At 51.6% G+C, this 23,782-nt stretch carries 20 protein-coding genes; 7 read left to right on the plus strand and 13 right to left on the minus strand.

Going from position 1 to position 23,782, the window contains the following annotated elements:
• Positions 1-44: 44 nt before the first annotated feature.
• The 4 genes from B156_RS31380 to B156_RS0112230 form a co-directional block, all read right to left on the minus strand.
• A complete protein-coding gene (locus B156_RS31380) occupies positions 45-263 on the minus strand; it encodes a hypothetical protein (protein ID WP_157627020.1) in 219 nt (72 codons plus the stop codon).
• Between the two features lie 81 nt (positions 264-344).
• A complete protein-coding gene (locus B156_RS0112220; RefSeq protein ID WP_018620008.1) occupies positions 345-1,688 on the minus strand; it encodes a Gfo/Idh/MocA family protein in 1,344 nt (447 codons plus the stop codon).
• A 321-nt stretch (positions 1,689-2,009) separates the two neighbouring features.
• Positions 2,010-3,155 (minus strand): ATP-binding protein, encoded by a 1,146-nt coding sequence (locus tag B156_RS0112225; protein ID WP_018620009.1) that lies wholly within the window; start codon positions 3,153-3,155, stop codon positions 2,010-2,012.
• Positions 3,156-3,240: 85 nt separating this feature from the next.
• Positions 3,241-4,020, minus strand: coding sequence for a TIGR04283 family arsenosugar biosynthesis glycosyltransferase (locus B156_RS0112230; protein ID WP_018620010.1), 780 nt, complete (start codon positions 4,018-4,020; stop codon positions 3,241-3,243).
• 123 nt (positions 4,021-4,143) lie between these two features.
• On the opposite strand from B156_RS0112230, the gene B156_RS0112235 reads away from it, so the two are divergent.
• Positions 4,144-5,718, plus strand: coding sequence for a hydroxymethylglutaryl-CoA reductase (locus tag B156_RS0112235; RefSeq protein ID WP_018620011.1), 1,575 nt, complete (start codon positions 4,144-4,146; stop codon positions 5,716-5,718).
• Between the two features lie 62 nt (positions 5,719-5,780).
• On the opposite strand, the gene B156_RS0112240 is transcribed toward B156_RS0112235, so the two are convergent.
• The gene (locus B156_RS0112240; RefSeq protein ID WP_026260791.1) at positions 5,781-6,602 is read right to left on the minus strand and encodes a purine-nucleoside phosphorylase; all 822 of its coding nucleotides are present in this window, start codon (positions 6,600-6,602) and stop codon (positions 5,781-5,783) included.
• A gap of 91 nt (positions 6,603-6,693) precedes the next feature.
• Here B156_RS0112240 and B156_RS0112245 point away from each other — a divergent pair, with 91 nt between their 5' ends.
• The 4 genes from B156_RS0112245 to B156_RS0112260 all read left to right on the plus strand — a co-directional run bounded on the left by B156_RS0112245 (position 6,694) and on the right by B156_RS0112260 (position 9,873).
• Positions 6,694-7,278, plus strand: a complete 585-nt coding sequence (locus B156_RS0112245) for a TIGR04282 family arsenosugar biosynthesis glycosyltransferase (RefSeq protein WP_018620013.1) — start codon at positions 6,694-6,696, stop codon at positions 7,276-7,278.
• 57 nt (positions 7,279-7,335) lie between these two features.
• Positions 7,336-8,028: a glycosyltransferase family 2 protein gene (locus tag B156_RS0112250; RefSeq protein ID WP_018620014.1), complete on the plus strand. Its 693-nt coding sequence runs from the start codon at positions 7,336-7,338 to the stop codon at positions 8,026-8,028.
• Between the two features lie 41 nt (positions 8,029-8,069).
• On the plus strand, positions 8,070-9,431 hold the full coding sequence (locus tag B156_RS0112255) for an MptA/MptB family glycosyltransferase (protein WP_018620015.1): 1,362 nt from the start codon (positions 8,070-8,072) through the stop codon (positions 9,429-9,431).
• A gap of 79 nt (positions 9,432-9,510) precedes the next feature.
• Positions 9,511-9,873 carry a DUF1304 domain-containing protein gene (locus tag B156_RS0112260; RefSeq protein WP_018620016.1) on the plus strand — a complete coding sequence of 121 codons (363 nt, stop codon included), beginning with the start codon at positions 9,511-9,513 and terminating at the stop codon, positions 9,871-9,873.
• 231 nt (positions 9,874-10,104) lie between these two features.
• Here B156_RS0112260 and B156_RS0112265 read toward each other — a convergent pair whose 3' ends face one another.
• The 3 genes from B156_RS0112265 to B156_RS0112275 form a co-directional block, all read right to left on the minus strand.
• A complete protein-coding gene (locus B156_RS0112265; RefSeq protein ID WP_018620017.1) occupies positions 10,105-11,439 on the minus strand; it encodes an ammonium transporter in 1,335 nt (444 codons plus the stop codon).
• Positions 11,440-11,496: 57 nt separating this feature from the next.
• A complete protein-coding gene (locus B156_RS0112270) occupies positions 11,497-12,654 on the minus strand; it encodes a porin (protein ID WP_018620018.1) in 1,158 nt (385 codons plus the stop codon).
• Positions 12,655-13,005: 351 nt separating this feature from the next.
• A complete protein-coding gene (locus tag B156_RS0112275) occupies positions 13,006-13,356 on the minus strand; it encodes a 4Fe-4S binding protein (RefSeq protein WP_018620019.1) in 351 nt (116 codons plus the stop codon).
• Positions 13,357-13,489: 133 nt separating this feature from the next.
• Here B156_RS0112275 and B156_RS0112280 point away from each other — a divergent pair, with 133 nt between their 5' ends.
• Both B156_RS0112280 and B156_RS0112285 read left to right on the plus strand, forming a co-directional pair.
• Positions 13,490-14,524, plus strand: coding sequence for a hypothetical protein (locus tag B156_RS0112280; protein WP_018620020.1), 1,035 nt, complete (start codon positions 13,490-13,492; stop codon positions 14,522-14,524).
• A gap of 202 nt (positions 14,525-14,726) precedes the next feature.
• Positions 14,727-17,684, plus strand: a complete 2,958-nt coding sequence (locus tag B156_RS0112285) for a glycosyltransferase family 117 protein (RefSeq protein WP_018620021.1) — start codon at positions 14,727-14,729, stop codon at positions 17,682-17,684.
• 244 nt (positions 17,685-17,928) lie between these two features.
• Here the strand turns inward: B156_RS0112285 and B156_RS0112290 are convergent, their stop codons facing one another.
• From B156_RS0112290 to B156_RS31385, 5 genes are all read right to left on the minus strand, one after another.
• Positions 17,929-18,432, minus strand: coding sequence for a hypothetical protein (locus B156_RS0112290; RefSeq protein WP_018620022.1), 504 nt, complete (start codon positions 18,430-18,432; stop codon positions 17,929-17,931).
• A gap of 5 nt (positions 18,433-18,437) precedes the next feature.
• A complete protein-coding gene (locus B156_RS0112295; RefSeq protein ID WP_018620023.1) occupies positions 18,438-18,890 on the minus strand; it encodes an RNA polymerase sigma factor sigma-70 region 4 domain-containing protein in 453 nt (150 codons plus the stop codon).
• Between the two features lie 163 nt (positions 18,891-19,053).
• Positions 19,054-21,243 (minus strand): glutamine synthetase III family protein, encoded by a 2,190-nt coding sequence (locus tag B156_RS0112300; RefSeq protein WP_018620024.1) that lies wholly within the window; start codon positions 21,241-21,243, stop codon positions 19,054-19,056.
• 92 nt (positions 21,244-21,335) lie between these two features.
• Positions 21,336-23,207 carry an ABC transporter ATP-binding protein gene (locus B156_RS0112305; RefSeq protein ID WP_018620025.1) on the minus strand — a complete coding sequence of 624 codons (1,872 nt, stop codon included), beginning with the start codon at positions 23,205-23,207 and terminating at the stop codon, positions 21,336-21,338.
• A 110-nt stretch (positions 23,208-23,317) separates the two neighbouring features.
• Complete coding sequence (locus B156_RS31385) at positions 23,318-23,473, minus strand: hypothetical protein (RefSeq protein ID WP_157627021.1); 156 nt, start codon at positions 23,471-23,473, stop codon at positions 23,318-23,320.
• Positions 23,474-23,782 lie beyond the last annotated feature (309 nt).

Below are 23,782 nucleotides of genomic sequence, written 5' to 3' on the forward strand. Positions count from 1 at the left end.
GGACAATTTTAATGATTGTGTATAGGTCTGGATATGCTGGATAATCAAGCGCGTATCAACGAACTACGTAGGCTGGTCTGTTTTGAAAACAGGAGGTCGTTGTAGCGTATTTCCAGGGTGATACCGCGCTTCCACCGAAGCCAGTCTCTCCGCCAGCCGACAGCTCCCTCCATCTGTGGCTGAAATTCCAGAACAACCTGTCGTTTCAATTTATAATAGATGGTTGGGTGTCTTACAGTCGTATGGATGAGTCCTGTTTTCATAATCGGGTAGTTAAAAATTGCCTGGTATTTTACCGCTGCACGTATGACAACGTACGAAAAGGAGTGTTCAACTCTACTTACTCATACCTTCGGTTCCCATCCTTTTTCGTAGGTGCGGCTCCATAGCTTCTGCGCGTCACTATCGCCGATGATATGGCCGTTTTTAGGATCGATGCTCAGTCCGCGGCCAACACGCCAGGCAATGTTGCCCAGTTGCATGGCCACCACACTTTTATAACCGGTTTCTACATCGCAGTTTGGCCGGCGATTGTTTCGGATGGCATCCAGAAAATCCATGACGTGCAGGTTGTCCATCCCTAAGCTGGGGCTGGCGGTGTTGCGGCCCTGCACATCGCCTTCCTCTACTGATTTCACTTCTTTCACCAGCTTTCCATCCAGGTCATACACGGTGTAATTATCACCCCCCGTGTCCAGACTACCCTTTTCGCCGTAGAAAATAATGCCCCGGTCCTGCCCTTCTATCTTCCGTCCGTTCGAGCTGCGGGATTCCCACATCAGCGAAACGCGGCCCGGATAATCCATAATAATAACCTGGGTATCGGGCGTTTCCCAATCATCTTTAAATTCATAGCGCCCCCCAACGGAACTAACCCGAATTGGGAAATCGACTCCTAATCCCCAGCGGGCCACATCGACCTCATGGGTGCCGTTATTCAGGGCTTCGCCGGTGCCCCAGTGCCAAAACCAGTGCCAGTTGTAATGGATGAGATTATCCTTGTAAGCCATTCGGGGAGCGGGGCCCTGCCATAACTCATAATCAAGCCAGTCGGGCACGGTGCCGGGTTTAAGTACCGTTGCTTTCCGGTTGTTGGTATACCAGGTTTTGGCCATGTACACGCGTCCAATTATGCCCTGATGCAGTTGTTCGATGCCCTGCGTCAGCACGGGGGCCGACCGCCGTTGGGCACCCATCTGCACTACCCGGTTATATTTCCGGGCTGCTGCCACGGCCAACTCCCCTTCGTGCGGATTATGACTAAGCGGTTTTTCAACGTACACATGCTTACCCGCCTGACAACCCATAATGGCGAGTGGAGCGTGCCAGTGGTCGGGGGTAGCGATGTAGATAGCGTCGATTGATTTATCTTCCAGTACCCGGCGGCAGTCTTTCTCTGATTTGGGCGTCTGGGTTTGTTTGGTACCCAGAATGGTTTTTATGGCCTTCGGAATAGCGCGGGAATCCACGTCGCACACCGTACCGACTTCGGCGTTCTTCTGACCGGCAATGGTGCCGCCCATGCTGTTTCCCCGGCTGTTAACACCAATGGTTGCTACCCGGATTAACTCGTTGGCCCCGATGATTCGGCTATAGCTTTTGGCACTCATCCCGTAAACGGAGCCACCCAGGGCTACACCCACCGAGCCAATGCCTACTTTCTTTATAAAATCGCGCCTGTTTTCCATGGACTGCTTAGTAAAAGTTGCGTTTCGCCGATACTGAACAGATTCGTCGACGATATCTCACAAAGACATCCGCACCGGAAAATTACCGCATAGCCCGGTGGTGATCAGACTAAAGAGTCAGTTGTCGGTGCGCTATCCGGCAATGTATCCGTTTTGGGTCGCTTTTCAGGCCGGTCGCCCCTGGGCAGTTTCCAGTTGCACTGCTTCCGGAAGGGCATCGTTAGTAGTTACCCACCGTCAGCCCTCATCCCGATTGGCCGGTACCCCTATGGTTAATTCCCGCTGGGCAACATCCATCCAGTGCGTCTTAATCCTGCTTCATCACTCGATAAAATCGAGGTAATTATCCCGGTGTATAATCTCGAATGACGCGTCAGGATAGTTATTAGCGAAGGCTTTGGGGGCTTTCACCCGCGCCAGCGTAACCGGGTTTGCAGACCATTTAAATTCGTAAGCGCGAAGCTGACCATTTTCCAGTTCGAGCCAGTCAATTTCCTGCTGGTCGTACGTACGCCAGAAGTAGAAAGTGACTAGTCGTTGTTGTGCCTGTATCGTTTTCAGCCGTTCGGCAATCAGGTAATTTTCCCAAAGTTCACCCGTGTCAGTTCTAAGTGATAGCGGGCGAAAATCGCTGATGAGTGCATTCCGAATGCCCGTATCCGTGAAAAATAAGCGGGTCGTTTTGGTTACTTCCCGGCGCAGATTTCGGCTAAATCCGCCAACACGCACCAGAATAAACACTTTCGTGAACAGGTCGATGTACTTCTCGACGGTATTTTTGCTCATTTGCAGTTGCCGCCCAATCTCTTCCATTGATACTTCTTTGCCGACCTGAAAAGCAATGAGCCGGAGAAGGTCTTTTATTTTAGCCGCGTTACGCACCCCCTCAAAGGCCAGAATATCTTTCAGCAGATAAGCATTGACCAGATTAGTTAGGTATTGTTCCCGGCGGCTATTAGTCGGAAGCTGAAACAGTTCGGGATAGCTACCATAGATCAACCGGTCGTCCAGCCGTTGCCGGGTTTCGAGTCTGTTTTCGTAGGGTGATAGTTCGCGCTGAGCCAGCGGATAAAGCTGGTGTGTGAAAGCCCTGCCGGTCAGCGGTTCACCCGACAGATTCGCCAAATCGAACGCCGATGAGCCGGTAACGATGATGCGCAGGGGCGTAATGTGATCGACAATCAGTTTCAAAATTGGGCCGATATCGGGAATCTCCTGTGCTTCGTCAATAATCAGCAAATCAATACCTTCCAGCAGCCGCCGGTAGTTGGCAATACTACGCGGGATCAATAGTTGCTGCGTGTCTATATCTTCACCGGCCAGTACCATCGTTTGGTAGCCGGTGTGGGCCAGCAACTGGTTGATCAGGTATGTTTTACCAACGCGCCGGGTCCCAAAAATAAGATTTACCTTATTCGGAATGAGGTGCTCGAGTAGGATTGGTAACAGGTAACGGTTGAATTCCATACGGCAATTTAGCTTAATTCCGTCAGTACGTTGACGGAATTAAGCTAAATTGAGTCAACGTACTGACGGGATTAACGGTATTTCACTACCGGATGTCTTCAAAAACACGTTTCAGTTTTTCGGCCGGGTAGCCCATGCCCCACAGAAAACCAATGTAGAGAAACAACCCATTCGCCCGCCAGAAACCCCATTTGGCCACCCGCCGGTCCGACGATTCGACCAGTCGGTTTACCTGCCGGATTCGCCCGTACTCTACCAGTCGAAGCAACAGATCCGCTTCCTCCATGATGGGTAAATCATCAGCGTAGCCGCCACAATCCAGAAACTGCTGGCGACGGCAGAAGATAACCTGGTCGCCAAAGAGCAGCCGCGCCCCTTTGAAAAAAAACAGACGGGGTCGAAAGAGGAGCGGGGCGTAGTAGGTTTTAATATAGTTGTGAAATGACGTTAGCCAGCGCGTTCGCAGCGGCCCGCGCATCAGCGAAATGAAGCCTCCGGCTGCCGTTCCGGGTTGGGCCAGCGTCTGGCAGATGACCGTCAGCGCGTCCGTCGGTAATACCGTATCGGCGTGTAAAAAACACAGGTAGGTACCCGTAGCGCGTCGGGCACCCAGGTTCATCTGACTCGACCGCCGGGCAACCGGACAGTTGAGCAACTGCACGGGTGGTTGACCTGCCCCGATCAGCTCCCGTTCCATGTACTGTTCAATCAACGGCACCGTTTGGTCAGTACTCCCCCCATCCACGAGGATAAGCTCGTCGGGGGCGGGGCACAGCTGCCGGAGCTGCCGAAAAATCAGGGGCAGCATCTTTTCTTCGTTCAGGATTGGAATAATGATGGAAACGGTAGACACACTATGAACCATAACGTTTGTAGTTTGCCGGTTGATCGTTGCTGTTCGTAGCTTACTGGCTTTTCTTTGCTACTAACTCGGCTGGGGTTATGGTTCTGCACAACATCAACTGGTAACCTGTAAACTAAAAACTGCATGTTTCGATTTATACCCAACGTCCTGTTAAAACAACTTTACAACCGCAATAGCCTGCGCAATACGTCCGATGGCTTTACGTTTTCCCTGAAAAATCGACTGGCCGATGCCCGCTTCACGGGTCTTACCCGAATTCGTGTCGACGGGGAAGACTACCCGGTAACGGCCTTCCGGCTGGAACTGGAAGGAAACGAATCCCTCGATGTCAGTCAGATATCAACTGCCGATCCCCTTGAGTTTCCCCTCCGACGGCGGGTGAATGCGTACGCCCGGGCGGAGCCGCTGGCACCGGGTCAGCACACCCTTGAACTGACGCTCCAGACCCAGCCCTTCGGAACGCTGGTGATTACGGTGACCGATGACCTGCAACAGCCACTGCCCGCCACCCCTGATACCGGCATCAGTACAGGTGTACCGCGCAATCCGGCCGACGATACATCACCGAAAATTATCCGGCAACGGCGGGACTACATCCAGCAGTTTACCCGGACGACGCTTACTCACCTGACAAATTACAGGTTTGACCCCGCCGTGGTGCAGGGTAACTGTGAGCAATTTGTTGGGGTGGCGCAGGTGCCTATCGGGCTGGCCGGGCCGCTGCGCATCAACGGCGAACACGCTCAGGGCGAGTTTCTTATTCCGATGGCCACCACGGAAGGCACGCTGGTAGCTTCCTACAACCGGGGTATCAAGTTGCTAAACCAATGCGGAGGGGTAACCTGTACGGTGGTAGACGAAGGCATGCAGCGGGCACCCGTTTTTGTGATGCCGGATGCCCGTGCTGCCCGTAATCTGGCCCACTGGATTACCACTCACGAAGCCGAACTACGGGCCGAAGCGGAAAGTACCTCCCGCTTTGCCAGGTTACTATATATTACGCCCTATCAGGTCGGGCGCATGCTTTTCCTGCGGTTTGGCTATACTACCGGCGATGCTGCGGGGCAAAATATGGTGAGCAAAGCCACGCTGGCGGCCTGCAACTACCTGTTGCAGCAGGTAGAAAACGTGGAGCATTTTTACCTGGAATCCAATCTGGCAACCGACAAAAAACCCTCATTTATCAACACGCTCCACACGCGGGGTAAGCGCGTTACGGCCGAGGTAGTCATTCCCAAAGACCTGCTTTTGCGGGAATTACAGGTTGACCCGGAGCAATTGGACCGCCACGCCCGTATCGGCAATCTGGGCGCATTCATGGCCGGAGCCAACAATAATGGCCTGCATTCGGTAAACGGGTTGGCGGCTTTGTTCATCGCCACGGGTCAGGACGTAGCCTGCCTGGCCGAATCCTCGGCGGCTATCACCACGTCGGAACTGCGGCCCAACGGCGATTTATACGGTTGTGTCACCCTGCCTTCCCTCATTGTGGGTACCGTTGGCGGAGGTACGGGTTTACCCACCCAACGGGAATGCCTGACCATGATGGGATGCTACGGAAACGGCAATGTCCATAAGTTCGCGGAGATTGTGGCGGGTGTCGTTACCGCCGGGGAACTCTCGCTGGCAGCCGCCATCTCCTCCCTCGACTGGGTATCCAGCCACGAAATGACAAGGAACGGAGGGCAAGGGGCGTAGTGCTGGGGGGCTTATTGGTGTCCATTAACTGTATGCTTTACCCCAGCCCAACACACTATTCCCTACGCCCCAAGCCCTGAGACCAACCCCCGCATCAGTTCTGTTAGCTTCGGTTCGGCGGCACCGGCGGCTGCGATGATTTTGCTGATGTCGGCTTTTTCCAGCGTATCGGGCAGGCACATATCCGTGATGACTGACACGCCGAAAACGGCCATGCCCATCTGATTGGCCACAATCACTTCCGGCACCGTCGACATACCAACGGCGTCGGCACCCCACTGGCGCAGCATCCGGTATTCGGCCCGTGTTTCCAGCTGCGGGCCCGTCACGCTCACGTAAACGCCTTTTTTGAGGGGTATTCCCCGTTCAGAAGCAACCCGAAAGGCCTGTTCGATTAGGTCTTTACTGTATGGTTCGCTCATATCCGGAAAACGGTCGCCGAATTCGGGTGGGTTTGATCCTACCAGTGGATTTTGCGGCAATAGCAGGCCAATGTGGTCTTCGATAACCATCAAATCGGTGGTTTTATAGTCCGGGTTCATCCCACCGGCGGCATTGGAAACCAGCAGCGTCCGCACGCCCAGCGCGTGCATCACCCGCACCGGAAAGGTCACCTGCTGCATGATGTATCCTTCGTAATAATGAAATCGGCCCTGCATCACCACTACCGGTTTACCTTCCAGCGTTCCCAGCAGCAGCTTACCCGAATGAAACTCAACCGTCGACAGCGGAAAATGAGGAATCGTTTCGTAATTCAGCGTTGTTTCAATGGTTAACTCCTGGGCCAGTGCCCCCAGGCCGGTACCCAGAATAATACCAATTTGAGGGTGTACGGACGTATTGGCCTGAATAAAGCGGGCGGCTTCCTGGATCTGTTCGAGCATGGTATAATAACAGTCGTAGCGTAACTTTTTCCGCAAGATAACCGTTCGATTGTCATACTCCATTCACGAAACAGCATTTACCCCGCCTTTTATGCCCGCTGAGCATCTGATAATTTTCGTTAAAAACCCCATTCCCGGTCAGGTTAAAACGCGTATCGCCCGCACCGTTGGCGATGCCAAAGCCGTTGATGTCTACACCCATCTGTTACGCTATACCCAGCAACTCATTCAGTCTTTCTTAGGGCAGCGCGTCGTTTATTACGGTGACTTCATTAACCCGGATGATGGCTGGAATGCCTGTGATAAGCAACTACAGACCAATGGCGACCTGGGCGAGCGCATGGCCAATGCCTTTCAGGAGCAGTTTGCCGCCGGGGCCGAAAAGGTAGTTATCATTGGCAGCGACTGCCTCGCTATTACACCAGCCCACCTGACTCAGGCATTTGCCGCCCTCAACACGGCAGACATTGTGATTGGTCCCGCTACGGATGGGGGGTATTACCTGCTGGGCATGAAGCAGGTCCATCCTTTCCTGTTTCAGGGTATGCCGTGGAGCCAGCCCGAACTTCGGCAGTTGACTGAACTGGCTATCTTACAACATGGGTTCACCTTCGCACCACTCGAAACGCTGACCGATATTGACGAATGGAGCGACTACGAACCGTATGATGTGTGATGTACCCCTTCATACATCATACCGTCTATAGCATACGCCATTTTTTACCCACTACCCTTGAAAGAGCCTGTCATTTATGTAATTATCCCCGCCTTCAACGAGGAAAACTCGGTTGGCCGCGTGGTTGGCGAAATACCGGCCGGACTGGCGCAGGAAATTGTTGTTGTGAACAATAACTCCAATGATCAGACAGCGGTGGAAGCTGCCCGCGCCGGTGCCACCGTCCTGCACGAACCCATACAAGGGTACGGAAGGGCCTGCCTGAGGGGCATTGCCTATGCGAAACAAAGCCAGCCCAAGCCGGATATTATTGTGTTCGTTGATGCCGATTACTCTGATTTTCCGGCAGAGATGCCCTCCCTGATTGCCCCCATCCTGAACCGGCAGGCCGACATGGTTATCGGGTCGAGGGCGCTGGGCAAACGCCAGCGTGGGTCCATGACGCCCCAGCAGATTTTTGGCAACTGGCTGGCTACTACACTACTCCGACAACTATACGGAGTTCGATTTACCGATTTAGGTCCTTTCCGGGCTATCCGGTTCGATACGCTGCTGGCACTGGATATGCAGGATACAACCTACGGCTGGACCGTTGAGATGCAACTCAAAGCCGCCAAACTGGGCTTTACCTCAACCGAAGTGCCGGTTGATTACCGACGGCGAATTGGTCACTCAAAAATTTCGGGTACGGTTAAAGGAACCGTGCTGGCCGGGTATAAAATTCTGGCCACTATCTTCCGGTACTGGTAGCCTGTGGCAGGCTATGAACCGATGCACCGTAACTTGCACCCATGATTACACCTTTCCGCATCGGTTGGCTGGGCCTTTCGCTGGCGTTGTTTACGCTGCTCGGCTACGGCATTACGCGGCCACAGTTTACATTGCTCATCACCCTGTACGGCCTTGTTTTCTGGGGCTACAGCCGGGTCACGAATTCATGCTGGAATGAGGTGAATACAGGACCATACAGCCCGTCAGGCACGCAGCCTTTAGACCGGTTTCTTTTGGTATCAGCCCTGTTGTTTCGCCTTTCCTTACTGGCCGCAATCCCCAACTTATCCGATGACTACGCCCGTTTCATCTGGGATGGACGTCTACTGGCGCACGGCTATAACCCTTATCTCTACCTACCGGCTCAGGTAATCAGCACGCCCATAGCATCTATTGCGGGGCTTACCGATAGCTTATTCCAGCGGTTGAATTCGCCCCGGTATTTTACGGTCTATCCACCCCTGAATCAGGCCCTGTTCGGGTTGGCAGGCTGGCTTTCTCCCGCCAGTGTAATCGGTGCGGTTATTAGTCTGCGCGTACCAATCATACTGGCCGATATGGGCTCAGTCGTTTTACTGGCGATGCTGCTGCGCCGATTTGGGAAGAATCCGAATTATAGCCTGCTCTATGCCCTGAACCCACTGGTCATTCTGGAACTGACGGGGAACCTGCATTTTGAGGCTATCATGATTTTTTTTGTACTCCTGAGTGTTTGGTTACTCGTACAGAATCAATGGATTAGCTCATCCATTGCACTCGCTTCGGGTATCGGCATGAAGCTGCTACCGCTGATTTTTCTGCCGTTACTGATTCGGTATCTGGGTTGGAAACGGGGCCTTATCTACGCCAGCCTGACAACGGCACTGGTGGGTCTGCTGTTCGTTCCGTTTATCAGTATCGAATTGCTGAAAAACATTTATTCCAGCCTGAATTTGTACTTTCAATCGTTCGAGTTTAACGCCAGTGTCTACTACCTCATTCGGGCGGTTGGCTACTGGTTTGTCGGGTACAACATCATTGCCGGAGCCGGTTTTATGTTGTTTGTCGTCATTGGCGTTTGCGTATTGATTATTGCTTTTCGGAAGACGGCCTATTTACCCGGTCCGCTCTTTCCCATGAAAGTCCTGTTAACGCTTACGCTTTACTGGTTGTTAAGTACCACGGTTCATCCTTGGTACGTTACTTCGCTGGTTGCGGCTTCGGTATTCACGCCCTTTCGTTATCCGCTGGTCTGGTCGGGCGTTATTGTCCTCTCCTACTCGGCCTACCAAACAACAGCATACGCCGAAAATGTATGGCTTACGGGCCTTGAATACAGCCTGGTACTCGGTTTTGGGCTATACGAATGGTACCGATTGAAAAACCAGCCTTTACCCGTATAAGTCATTTACTCCACTACTTTTGTACGACACCTCAACAACAGGAAACGTCAGTTAATGTCCCCGTCTTACCCCTACCCACATGAAACTACTCGCCGAAATTTTGATTGGTGTCGTTGCCCTTGAGCACCTCTACATTTTGTGGCTCGAAATGTTTGCCTGGACTACGCAGGGCCGCAAAACGTTTCGGTCTTTCCCCCCCGATTTGTTTGAGAAGACCAAATCACTGGCCGCCAATCAGGGGCTGTACAATGGTTTTCTGGCCGCCGGGCTTATCTGGTCACTACTGATTGAGGATGTGGTCTGGCAAACGAACGTTGCTTCTTTTTTCCTGGGCTGCGTTGTTGTGGCCGGTATATTCGGGGCGTTAACGGCTCAGAAGTCGATCTTCTACGTGCAGGCACTACCCGCTATTATTGCCTTGCTGGTTGTGTTGATGGCGTAACCAGCCGCCATGTAGAGGAACTGGGTAGTACTTCACCCCTAAAAGCAGGAAACCGCCCCCAAGCGGGAGCGGCTCCATGAGTACAACAAAACCACAGATAAAGCTGCCAGACATATTGGCCAGACAGGAGCCTGTGGCTCTGCTTTACAATGATGAATTATAACAATGATGAATTATAAATGATGAATTGATTGTCACGGAATTTGCTTCATTCATCATTTATAATTCCGTTTAAGCTTCTATTAGGAACTCGTCGTGCTGACTAACGTCCAGCCCTTCTTTCTCATCCTCTTCGCTCACACGCAGGGGCAGGATAAGATCGGTTACTTTCAACAGCGCATAAGACATGATGAACGCGAAGGCCGACACGCCTACCAGTGCAATCAGGTGGGTAATAAACAGACCCGTTTCGCCGAAAGCCAGTCCCTCAACGGCTACGCCTGAGTTGACCGCTTTGGTAGCAAAAATACCCGTCATCACCATACCTACCATACCGCCAACACCGTGGCAGGGGAATACATCCAGGGTATCGTCAAGCGTTGATTTAGAACGCAGGTGTGCTACGTAGTTGGATACGATACCGCCCACTACACCAATGAAAATGGCCGATGGAATCGTTACAAAACCAGCCGCTGGTGTGATGGCTACCAGACCCACTACCGCGCCGATACAGAAGCCCAGTGCCGATACTTTTTTGCCTTTGGCAGCATCGAACAATACCCAGGCCAGACCCGCAGCGGCAGCCGCCGTGTTGGTAGTAGCAAAAGCCGAAGCAGCCAGGGTAGAAGCACCAACCGCAGAACCAGCGTTGAAGCCGAACCATCCGAACCACAGCAAACCCGTACCCAGCAGCACAAAAGGAATGTTGGCCGGTGGGAAATGGCTGGCTTCCATGTGCGATTTCCGACGCTTCAGATACAGTGCACCGGCCAGGGCAGCCCAACCTGCCGACATGTGAACCACCGTTCCACCCGCAAAGTCAAGCACACCTAATTTGAACAGAATACCTTCCGGATGCCAGGTCATGTGTGCCAGCGGAGCGTAAACAAACAGGCTGAACAGGATCATGAACAGCACATACGACCGAAAGTTAACCCGCTCGGCCATTGATCCTGTAACAAGAGCCGGCGTGATAACGGCAAACTTGAGTTGGAAGAAAGCAAACACTACCAGAGGAATCGTTGAGGCCAGCGACCAGGGCTTGCCATCCAGTACGCCTTTGAACATGAAGTGGTCCATTGGGTTTCCCACAAATCCGCCGATGGACGTACCAAAAGCCAGACTGAAGCCAACCACTACCCAAAGAATACTGATTACACCCATCGCTACAAAGCTTTGCAGCATGGTTGAGATCACATTCTTGTTGTTAACCATACCACCGTAGAAATACGCCAGACCCGGCGTCATCAGCAGGACAAGTGCCGTTGCTACCAGCATCCAGGCGGTATCACCTGAGTCGATACCTTCCGTAACGATTTGCGTAGGAACGCCATTGAAACCGGGAATCACGCCAAGCACGGCGACAGCACCCAGCAGAATTAGGGGAACGTAATTGGGCTTTTGCATACTGATCGAGGGAATTTTTGTTGTACTGATAAATATTTAGGGTAAGAAAACGGTGTATTAGAACTTGAAGATAGCCGCCATACCCAGGGTAGCCTGAGAGGTGGTAAGCGAGCCATCGTTTTTCTCAAACTTATTGGCCGAGTACGAATCAACCCGGAACTCCGGCTTGAACAGTATGTGTCCGTCTGCCGCGTTGATATTACCCGTAATCGTAATGGACGTTACGCTGGCACCATTCCCGTCGGCATCCGTAATAGCCCGTACTCCATTCTTATTGTCGAAAGTTTCGACGCGGGCACCCATGCCGAACTTGTCCGTAAAGGCGTAATTCGAATAAACGGCCACACCACTCCAGCTTTTAGTGGTCAATGGACCACCGGCACCCTGGTAATCCCCTTTTTGCGAACCCGCAGCGGCATTCAGTCCCAGAAAAAATTTCGGCGTAACCTGGTAGGTTGTGGTCAGGTCATACAACTGATACCGGGCCATGTTGGCCGGTACCACAACGGTTTCGGGGGTTGGAACCGGCGCAGACCCTTCGTTCGATATGATACCGTTCAGATAAACGCTCCAGTTAGCAACCGGCGAGAAGAAAAACTGTCCAATCAGGCCCTTCTTTTTATTATTGTCATACAGGTTGTCAACATTATTCACTAAACCCAGCATCAGCGAAGCCCGATCACTAAAGGCGTACTGCGCTTTCAGACCGATGTGATAGAAGGGTCCGTTGTTGAATAAATTGGAAAGTGAGTAGTTGTAATTGACGGGTGCGTCGATTACTTCGTACCCGATGTGCGTGCCAAACTGCCCCGCCGTGAATGATAGTTTGGGCGTCGCTTTAAACACGATATACGCCTGCTTGATGGCCAAAGCCGTAGAGCCGGGTCCGAGCGGTCCAATATTGTTACCGTAATTTCCAAGATCACTGTTAGGACCAAATGTCAGGTCCATTACCGCGTCTACCTTATCGGCGGTATACATGGCTTTGGCCTGTATCAGCCCAATACCAAACATACCCGACCGTTGGTCGAATGCCCGTGCGGGACCACCTAATCCTAAATTTGACTGACTTTGTGGATTGTTGAAATTACTGAAATAGTAAGTATCCATGTAACCGGAGAAGGTGAATTTTCCGGGAGTGGCTGTCGTACTATCCTGGGATCGAGCGGTAAAAGTCAAAAACAAAGAAGTGATAAGTAAAAGTACTTTTTTCATATTGTTTATTTGGTTTTACGTGCAATGATTACTAGGTGAATTACGCAACAAATTTTGTTCAAAAAATTATTACACGCAATAGGTAGCTATAAATAACTATGCTTTTATCTAAATAAACGGTCATTTTGTTAGAATTCTACTATATTATCAACTATAAATACCTAACTTTTTAAAGTTATACCTATTTTATTATATTTTGCTTATTGACCTATATGCCAAATATTATTCACCTTAGTAGAGAATGCTTTTAGCCAAAATTGACCTTGTTTTTGGTTCTGATATGGTTAAAATGCAATAAGGCCCAACCAGCGAACTGGTTGGGCCTTATGCCTGATTTTGTATTATAATAAGTTACGCTTCGGCGTGTAACCAGGCCTTTTTGGCCAGTAGCGTCTCTTCATCTTCTTCGTGCTCCGGGTCGGGTACGCAACAATCAACCGGACAAACAGCAGCACACTGGGGTTCCTCGTGGAAGCCCTGGCACTCGGTACATTTATCGGCAACTATATAGTAAAACTCGTTTGACACGGGAGTTTGCTGGTCTTTGCCGCTAATAACCGTCCCATCGCCAAAGTCGACTTCGGTTAGTTCAGTTCCTCCCCCCCAGGTCCATTCGACCCCACCTTCGTAGATGGCCGTGTTCGGGCATTCGGGTTCGCAGGCACCACAGTTGATGCACTCATCGGTGATCATGATTGCCATGAGCAGTCTGATTTATGTAAGCTAAATGTATATCTTTCAGAATTGTACCACAAATATAACTATTTAAAGGTCGGGCGCAAACTAATATTTAATTACATTAGTTGATGGTGTATTCCATTTGCTTATCCAATTCATGCTTTTATCAGAACGTCTGCAAACGTTTGTAGCCCTGGGCAACTTTCTCCGCTCTCCCGGCGCACAGCCCGAAATTCAGGAAATTGCCCGACTGGCCCACCACAGGAATAACTGGTTTACCCCCGACAATACCCTAAAATCCATACAGGCTATTGCCGATGAGTTTCTTACCGCCGATAAACTTTGGGCATGGGTGTCGCGATACCCGCTCGCATCCGGTGAGAATAGCCCATCAGACCCGAAAACGATTGGCATCGTCATGGCGGGTAATATACCGGCCGTTGGATTTCATGATCTGTTGTGCGTGTTAATGAGCGGGCACAAGTTACTGGCCAAACTAAGCACTCAAGATTTTGTATTAATCCACTATTTAATACAAAAATTAAAAGAGATCAATCCGGCCTTCACTACCTACATCGAGGAGGCCGAACGGCTCAACGCGGCCGATGCCTACATTACAACCGGCAGCACGAATACCGCCCGTTACTTTTCCTATTACTTTGCCAGTAAACCACATATAATTCGTCAGAACCGCACATCGGTGGGTTTGTTGATGGGCGAGGAAGGCGCAGAAGAATTCGGGAAACTTGGCCACGATATTTCCGACTATTATGGGCTGGGGTGCCGTAACATATCCACCCTGCTGGTGCCCGATGGGTATGATTTCGTCCCATTGCTCCGAACGCTGGAACCGATGGTAGCTACTTACCTGAATAACCACAAATACCAGAATAATTACGATTACAATAAATCTATTTACCTGATAAACGGGGTCCCTCACTTGGACAACGGCTATCTGTTGCTAACCGAAAATGACGGACTTGTTTCGCCCATTTCCGTTCTATATTACCAGACGTATCAGGACCAGGCAGCTGCCAGTGCCTGGCTTGCCGAGCGTACCGACCGCATTCAGGTGGTCGCTTCGGCGCAGGGGTGGCTGGCGGGGAGCGTTCCCTTTGGCCAGACTCAGACCCCCGCCCTGATGGACTACGCTGACGGTGTGGATACGATGGCTTTCCTGACGCAGTTGTAATTGGGGACGTTGCTTCCCGACTGTCTTTTGAGCCCTGGCCAATACCCCGCGGATAGTTCGATTACCGGGGTACTGACCAAAAAGAGTATCGTTCACCTACCCCTTAACAAACTTTAACAGCCCCGCCTACCGCTGTCGGGCTGGTTTTTGCGTAATTTTGGGGACTTACTTACACAAAAGCCTTTCGTTAATCTTCACTAGTATGCACTCATTTAAACGCCTGAACACCCTTTTGGGCTGGGCCGTTTTCGTTGTCGCGCTGATTACCTTCTCGATGACTGTTGAACGAACCGCCAGTTTCTGGGACTGTGGCGAGTTTATTGCCTGTTCGTTCAAACTTCAGGTGCCGCACCCGCCGGGGGCACCCTTTTTCCTGCTCTTGGGCCGACTGTTCTCCATGATGTCCTTTGGGGATCTGACCAGCGTAGCATACTGGGTAAACATGGCATCGGTACTGGCCAGCGCTTTTACCATTGCGTTTTTGTTCTGGACCATCACTATGCTGGGGCAGAAACTGCTGGACAAACCGGAGTCGGAGTATAGCACAGCCGACACCCTGCTGGTACTGGGCACGAGTGCCGTTGGCGCACTGGCGTATACCTTCTCCGACACGTTCTGGTTTTCGGCGGTAGAGGCCGAAGTATACGGGATGTCGTCGTTCTTTACAGCCATCGTGGTTTGGGCCGCTTTCAAATGGGAACGAATCGAGGATGAAGCTGCCGCTAACCGCTGGCTTATTTTCATTGCTTACCTCACGGGTTTGTCTATCGGGGTTCACTTGCTTAACCTGGTTACGCTGCCCGCACTGGCCCTTATCTACTACTTTAAAAAGCAACCAAAACCAACCTTCTGGGGTGGCGTTATTGCCGCTGGCGTAGGGCTGGTTGTGCTGGTCATTATTAATGCCGGTATCATTCCCGGATTGCCGGGTATGGCGTTTGCCGTCGAACGATTCTTCGTCAACATACTGGGCCTGCCATTTACGTCCGGGGCCAACACCTTTATCATTGTTTTCCTGGGTGCGCTGGTGTACGGCATCATCTGGTCGGCCCGGCAGAAGAAAGTTGTCCTCAACACCTCACTGCTGGCCCTGGCATTCGTCCTGATTGGATACGCGTCGTACATGCAGGTACTGGTCCGGGCGGATTTCAACCCACCCATCAACGAAAACGACCCCAGTGATGAATTGAACTTCCTGTCGTACCTGCGCCGGGAGCAGTACGGAAGCCGCTCGCTGCTGTACGGGCCGGTGTTTACGGCCCGTCCCGTCGATCAGAAACAGGGCGCGGCCATCTGGAAAAAGGAAGGAAACCGGTACGTGGCTTTCGACCATCAGCCGGAGTACATCTACGCCCCCGGCGATGAGATGCTGTTTCCCCGCGTGTATAGCAGCCAGCAAAATCACCCCGCCCTGTATCGGCAGATGCTGGGTCTGGCCGAAGGCCAGAAGCCAACCATGGGCGATAACCTGAAGTATATGTTCAGCTACCAGTTGGGGCATATGTGGTGGCGCTACCTGATGTGGAATTTTGCCGGGCGTGAAAGCGACGAAGAAGGCGCGGGTTACCTGCTGCCCTGGTCGTCGGACGAGAACGTGCCCGATTTGTTGCGCACCAATAAAGCCCGCGACAACTTCTATATGCTCCCCTTTGCCCTGGGTCTGCTGGGTATTACGTTCCAGTACTTCCGCCGTCGGCGCGATTTCCTGATTGTGGGACTGCTGTTTCTGTTCACGGGAATAGCCCTGCAAATCTTCCTGAACTCGCCCCCCTCCGAACCCCGCGAACGGGATTATATCTACGTGGGTTCGTTTTATTTCTTCGCCATCTGGCTGGGTCTGGGCGTGATGTCCATTGCCGAAGGGTTACGGGCGTACCTGAAGCCGGACATGATGCGTAATGGGCTGGTTGTTGGCCTGAGCCTGCTGGTACCCGTTATGATGGGCATGAAAAGCTGGGACAACCACGACCGTAGCCACCGGTACCAGTCGGTTGATTTTGCCAAGAACCTGCTCAATTCCTGCGCGCCCAATGCCATTCTGTTTACGGGCGGGGATAATGACACCTTCCCCCTCTGGTACGTGCAGGAAGTGGAAGGCTTCCGAACCGATGTACGCGTGTGCAACCTGAGTTTGCTGGGTACAGAATGGTACATCCAGCAAATGAAACGTAAAACGTACCTGTCAGAAGCATTGCCTATTTCGCTGGAATTCGACAATTTCAACAAGGGCAAGAACGACATTGTACCGTTTTACGAAGTGCCGGGCGTGAAAAACGGCATCGACCTCAAACAGTACATTAGCCTGATTAAATCGAGCAGTCCGGCGGTGCAGGTTCCCCTGACCAACGGGGATATGACCAGTATTCTGCCCTCGTCCGTGCTGTTCCTGCCGCTCGACAAAGCCGCCATCGACAAGGCTAATTTTGTCCCTCCTATGCTACGGCCTCTGGTGAAGGATACGCTGCAATGGACCATCGGAAAGAAGGATCTGTACAAGCCCGATCTGATTATGCTCGATATGATTGCGACCAACAACTGGCAGCGGCCCATCTATTTTTCGAGTACGCTGGCGAACGATAACTACCTGAGTCTGAAAAACCACATGCAGCTGGAAGGATATGCGTATCGGCTGATGCCGGTAGCCGTTCCGGGGGCTACGGATGGCTATGTGAACTCGGACATCATGTACACCAACATGACCAAGAAGACGTTCTGGCGGGAGTTTGACAACCCAAATACGTACTACGATGAAACCTACAAAGGGCCGCCAGTCATTTCGGCCCGCATCGCTTTCTTCCGGCTGGCCGACCAGCTCATGCGGGAGGGCAAGATGGATAAGGCCAAAGAGGTGCTTTACTATTCACTGAAGGTGATTCCCGATAAGAGTATTCCCTACGACCAGATTTCGTCCAACTACGTACGCTTCCTGTTCGAGGTAGGGGATAACAAAAAAGCCCTCGAAATTGCCGACATCATGGCTACTCGTGCTGATCAGGCTCTGACCTACGATAAGTCGGGTAATGGTAACCGCTTTGGCAACCCTGATTCGGACCTGTACATTCTGCAAACGATCATCGAAGCCTGTAAGGAAGCCAAACAAACGGCAGCAGCCAACAAATACGAAGCCATCTTTCAGAAGCATATCAACGCTTTTGGTTAATTAACCTTCTCAACAACTCCTGAAATAGGCGGTAAACCAGCCTGATTCAGGAGTTGTCGTTTGTCATTTCGACGCAGGAGAAATCTCAATGTCACGTATCAATCAAGCTTGAGATTTCTCCTGTGTCGAAATGACAGAATCAGCCTCGCATTACAACAACTCAATACCTATTAAAGCAAGGCTAATCCATAAAAAGGGCCAGACTCGTAAAGTCTGGCCCTTTTTATTAACGTTTTGGGCCATATCAACGGCGCGGAGGCATTGGTTGCTGCACCTGCGTTTCTGCTTTAAGGCGGGTCACTTCCTGCTGAAGACTATCAGCTTTAAAGTAGTAATAAAGCCCAAGGATTAAAAATACTTTCGAGAGGATGAAAATGGCAATAAGTGCCGTTTTCCACTGTTTGTGTACCCGGATGTGCGTATCATCAAACTCTACATTGACGTACTGAGGCTCTTTGGAGGTCGTTTCGGTCGATTTCCGGCTTTGCTCGGTATGATCGGGTTTTACCCATTTCTCAATGTCCGTCTGACTGATGCGTAACTCAATTTTTTCCCGGATACCCGGCGGGGGCGGAACAGCATTGCGCAGAAAATGTTCTTCCATTTCCAGTTCAATTTCCGCCATATGATCCAGTAAATCGTTGTCAGTAGCCAGCAACTGGGTTACCTCTTCTTTCTCCTGGTCAGCAAACAATCCCAGCAAGTGGGCTTCGAGAAAGCCATCTTTTAAATAGTGGTAGTTTTTCAAAGTCCCTATAATTGAGATGGACGATAATGCTTAAAATAAGAACTGATCTTGGTTAATACACTTGCTCGGGACAGGTGCATTTTATCCGCAATTTCGTCAATTGTATGTCCCTTATAAAAGGACAAATCAAAAACCAATTTATCCGTCGTATCGTTCACGGCTATCGTTGACACGGTTGGTGACTTTGTACTCGCTGGAGGTCTGGCAGCCAGGGCTTTTTCTCTTGCCAGACGAATAATTCCGATGCTTACCCGGTTTGAGAATTCCGTGTATACTTTCACCTGTGGCGAGGAAAACAAGTCGATCAATATCCGTTGAGCCTGTTCAGGCTCTGGAATTATCTGTAAAATAAGGCCATAGGCCAGCCCACCGTAGCGATCATACAGCGTTAGGCAATCAGCACTAGGGGTACTCTCCTCAGCTGTTGGCGACTGGTGTAGCGGTTTCAATGCACCCATCCTACGTCATTTGATTAAATACCGGTGGACACTATATCCCTATTTGAGGGGACAAATCAAGCAACTCTTTTCGTAGTCTTTAAGGCAACAGCCTGACTATTACTAGGCAAGTTATCAAGATTTTACAACATCTACAAAAGCAGATTCACGGGTTTGGATTTGCCTATTTCACAAACAACAACTCCCGGTACTTAACCAGGGGCCAGTCTTCGTCGTCCACAATTTGTTCGAGTTTATCAACCTCGTAACGGATCAGATCGAAGTGATTTTTCACTTCATTACCGTACAGATGGGCGCGTTCAACGGTATCGTCTATATTGTTCGCTTTCTTACGCGATTCAATCATGGCCGCCACGCCCGTTTTTATTACGGTGATACGGGTCGAAATTTCGCGCAGGATATCCTTTATCGGCTCGGCTTCGGCAGTCATGCCTAACTCTACCAGGTGCCGGGCGGTCTCAGCCAGTTTGTTCTGATATTTCAGCGCGGTCGATACCACGTGGTTCATGGCCAGATCGCCCATCACCCGCGACTCTATCTGTACGTTTTTAATGTATTTCTCCAATTCGATTTCGTACCGGGATTCCACTTCAGCGTGGCTCATTACGCCCGTCCGCTCGAATAGGGCCAGCGATTCGGGCTTTACGAACATGGCCAGTGCTTCGGGAGCCGATTTGATATTCGACAGGCCCCGCCGGGCGGCTTCTTCTACCCACTCGTCGGAGTACCCGTTGCCCTCAAACAGTATTCGTTTGATGTTGCTGTAATACTCTTTCAGAATGTCGACGATGGCCAGTTCTTTCTTTTCGCCCCGACCCAGCCGCCCGTCCAGGTCCGTTTTGAACTTATTGAGCTGATCGGCCACGATGGCGTTCAGCACCGTCATGGTCGATGCAGAGTTGGCAGAGCTTCCCACCGCCCGAAACTCGAATTTATTGCCTGTAAAGGCGAACGGTGAGGTTCGGTTACGGTCGGTATTGTCGCGCATCAGGCTTGGAATCCGATTCAGACCCAGTTTGTAATACACATTATCGCCCTTGTTCACCGTCACCTCCGACTTTGTTTCGAGGTCGTCGAGTGCCTGCGTCAGCGATTCACCCAGGAAAACGGACATGATGGCGGGGGGGGCTTCATTGGCGCCAAGCCGGTACTCATTTCCCGCCGAGGCAATGGTAGCCCGCAACAGGTCGGCATTGTCATGCACCGCTTTGACAACGTTGACCAGAAAGGTCAAAAAACGCAGGCTTTCTTTGGGTTTCGTACTGGGGGCCAGCAAATTAACGCCCGTATTTGTACCCATCGACCAGTTGTTATGCTTGCCGCTGCCATTGATACCCGCAAAAGGTTTCTCGTGAAAAAGCACTTTCAGGTTATGTCGCTCGGCTATTCGCTCCATCAGATCCATCAGCAACGCATTATGATCGACGGCCAGATTGACTTCTTCAAAGGTGGGCGCCACTTCAAACTGCCCCGGTGCTACCTCGTTGTGGCGCGTACGAACGGGCATGCCGAGTTTCATGGATTCAAACTCAAAATCAACCATAAAGGCGTTGACCCGGGGCGGAATCGAGCCAAAATAGTGATCGTCCAGTTGCTGGCCACGGGCCGGTGAGTGGCCAAACACCGTCCGGCCCGTCAGCACCAGGTCCGGCCGGGCGTAGAACAAAGCCCGATCGACAACAAAATATTCCTGTTCTGGCCCCAGCGTAGGGGTCACTTTGGTTATGTTCCGGTCAAAGTACTGGCAGACGGCGGTGGCCGCTTTATCCAGCGTGTTCAGGGCTTTAAGCAAAGGAGTTTTGTAGTCCAGGGCTTCGCCGGTGTAGGCAATAAAAACAGATGGAATACAAAGTGTTTTCCCCCCGGCGCCGTTGTCCATCAGAAAGGCGGGCGACGATGGGTCCCAGCCTGTATAGCCACGAGCTTCGAACGTATTTCGTAACCCCCCGTTCGGGAAGGACGACGCATCGGGCTCCTGCTGCACCAGGGCACTCCCCTTAAATTTCTCAACGGCTTTTCCGTCGATGGTAATATCAAAGAAGGCGTCGTGTTTTTCGGCGGTTTCACCCGTCAGGGGCTGGAACCAGTGGGTATAGTGTGTTGCGCCTTTGGATGTAGCCCACGACTTCATGGCACCGGCTACTTCGTCGGCGATATTACGATCAATCTGACCGTTCATGTTCATGGCTTCCGTCACCTTCAGAAAGGCTTCCGTGGAGAGCAACGTCCGCATCACCTCAGTATTAAACGTATTACTGCCAAAAAAATCGCCCACTCGCTCGGTGGGTGCAGTTACAGACAGGGCCTGACGATTCTGGGCTATTTCAAGGGCTTTAAACCGAAAATTTGACATCGGTATCGATTGGATTTAGAATGAAATCTTGCCCAAACATAGGAAAAAAGCCGGAATGGATACTCTATATCCTGATTGCCGGGCTGGCAACCTTATACCTCCTCCGTCTGTAACTGTTTTTCGTACAGTTCCCGGTAGGCACCGTTGCCGGCCAGCAGGTCGTTGTGGGTACCCTGCTCGATAATTTCGCCCTCATCCAGCATGATGATGTAGTCGGCGAGTTTGGCGGAGGATACGCGGTGCGAAATGACCACCGAGGTACGGTTGGCCATGATCCGCTGGAGGTTGTTCAGGATGATATTTTCCGTGTTGGTATCTACCGCCGACAGGCAGTCGTCCAGAATCAGAATCTTCGGGTCGCGGGCAATGGCGCGGGCAATACTCAGGCGTTGTTTCTGCCCACCCGACAGCGTAACGCCCCGTTCGCCCACGCGGGTATCGAACTGCTCCGGAAAATCCAGCACGTTTTGATAGAGGTCGGCATCACGGATGGCCTGCTCAACGCGGGCCTGCGGCAGGTCGGGCTTGCCAAAACGAACGTTGTTACTGATGGTTTCGGAGAACAGGAAGACATCTTGTGGCACGTAGCCCATCTGCTCCCGCAACGAGGTCAGGTTATAATCTTTGATGGGAATACCGTCTACGCTGATTTCGCCGGACGTTACATCGTACATGCGGGTCAGCAGGTTGGCCAGCGTACTTTTGCCGGAACCGGTAGTGCCCAGAATCGCCACCGTTTCGCCCGCCCGAACGCGCATCGAAAAGTCTTTGATGGCCACGATGCCCGAATCGGGATAGACGAACCGGACGTTTTTAAACTCCACGTCGCCGTTGATGGTATGGCTGACGTTCTTCTGCGAAACAATATCGGTTTTGATGCGTAAAAACTCGTTTATACGCTCCTGCGAAGCAGCCGCCCGCTGGGTCTGGCTGGTAGTCCAGCCGAGGGCCATCACGGGCCAGGTGAGCATGTTTACATAGAGTATAAACTCGGTGATGTTACCGGGTGTGAGTCGACCCGCGATGATTTCCTGCCCACCCACATAAATTACCAGCACGTTGCTCAGCCCTACCAGAATGGCGACAATCGGAAAAAACAGGGAATCGACCCGCGTCAGGCTCAGGGATTTATCCCGGTATTCATCACTCTCCAGCTCAAATTTAGCCGCCGAATTTCCTTCCTGCACGTAGGCTTTCAGGACCCGAATACCCGAAAAAGCTTCCTGCACGTACGTCGACAGCCGGGACAGGGAGCGCTGTATCTCCTCCGACCGCCGGATAATGATATTATTCACAATATAAATCGACACCGACAGCACCGGCAGGGGCAACAACACGTACAGCGACAGCCGGGCGTTGATACTCACCATGTACGAAATAACCAGAATAAAAAGAATAAGCAGGTTCAGCCCGTACATAATGCTGGGGCCAATGTACATCCGCACTTTATTGACATCTTCGGAAATCCGGGCCATCAGGTCGCCCGTGTTATGCTGTCGGTAGAAGCTGAGGGGTAGCGTTTGGTAATGGTCGTAAATCTCGTTTTTGAGGTCGTACTCCACGTGCCGGGACATCACGATGAGCGTTTGCCGGACCAGAAACAGGAAGAACCCTTTCAGGAGGGCCAATACAAAAGTGAGCACGCCAAACAGCAGGATGCTAAAGGCAAAAACCTCGTACAAATCCGATTGCAGGGGCGATTTATCGTAGAGGTAATAAATGTCGAGGGTTTCGCTGACCAGATCCAAGGCGTACCGGACCAACTGAGCGGGGAAGATACCAAATAGGTTAGAGATGGCGGTAAACAGCGCGCCCAGAATCAGGTACCATTTATACTTTACAAGGTATTTGTTGAGGTAGGAAAGTGCTTTCACAGAATGACCAACGGCGTTTTGTTCGTAACGGCTGGCTTTGGCGAAAAGTTGCAGGGGAAGGGGGGACGTGGTTTGTAGCTGCCTATTCATCAGTTCCTCACCTGTCCCCTACTATTCGCCCCGGCCCCCTGCTTTACATAACGAAAGGCCGCGCCCTAAGCATTCCAGATGCGGTCTTTTGACCTGAATTAAGGTGCGTTTTAGCGCATCGCAATGACCTTTTTGCTTTCCAGTCGACCCTCCCGCAACAGCTGCAACACTACCAGACCCGCCACACTCTCCGGTAAGACCAACTCCTGATCCACCACCGACTGATTTATTCGGTATCCGTCTGCTTCTCTTTGCTGTGTACTCACGTCAGGACAATAGGTAGTGCACGGCACCGGCACCCCACAAAAACAGCACTCCTGGTGTGTAAATCAGGCTGATTGATGATGTACAGGCTGTCTGGCTACGTCCCTTCCCTTTCTAATTGACGCAAGACATAGCAGAGAGTGACCTTCCGGTTACGCTCAGTTTGCACGCTATAACCAAAGATTGAGGACCAGCCATTCATTTTATTAAAAGAACACTACTGACTGAGTTCTTTAACGGGCGCCCCCCGCCGGTCAGGAATACTCTCCGTTATGCCCGTTGGCGTAATACACTACAGCCTCAGTACCAAA

This window comes from Spirosoma luteum DSM 19990 (genome assembly GCF_000374065.1).
Lineage (GTDB): Bacteria > Bacteroidota > Bacteroidia > Cytophagales > Spirosomataceae > Spirosoma > Spirosoma luteum.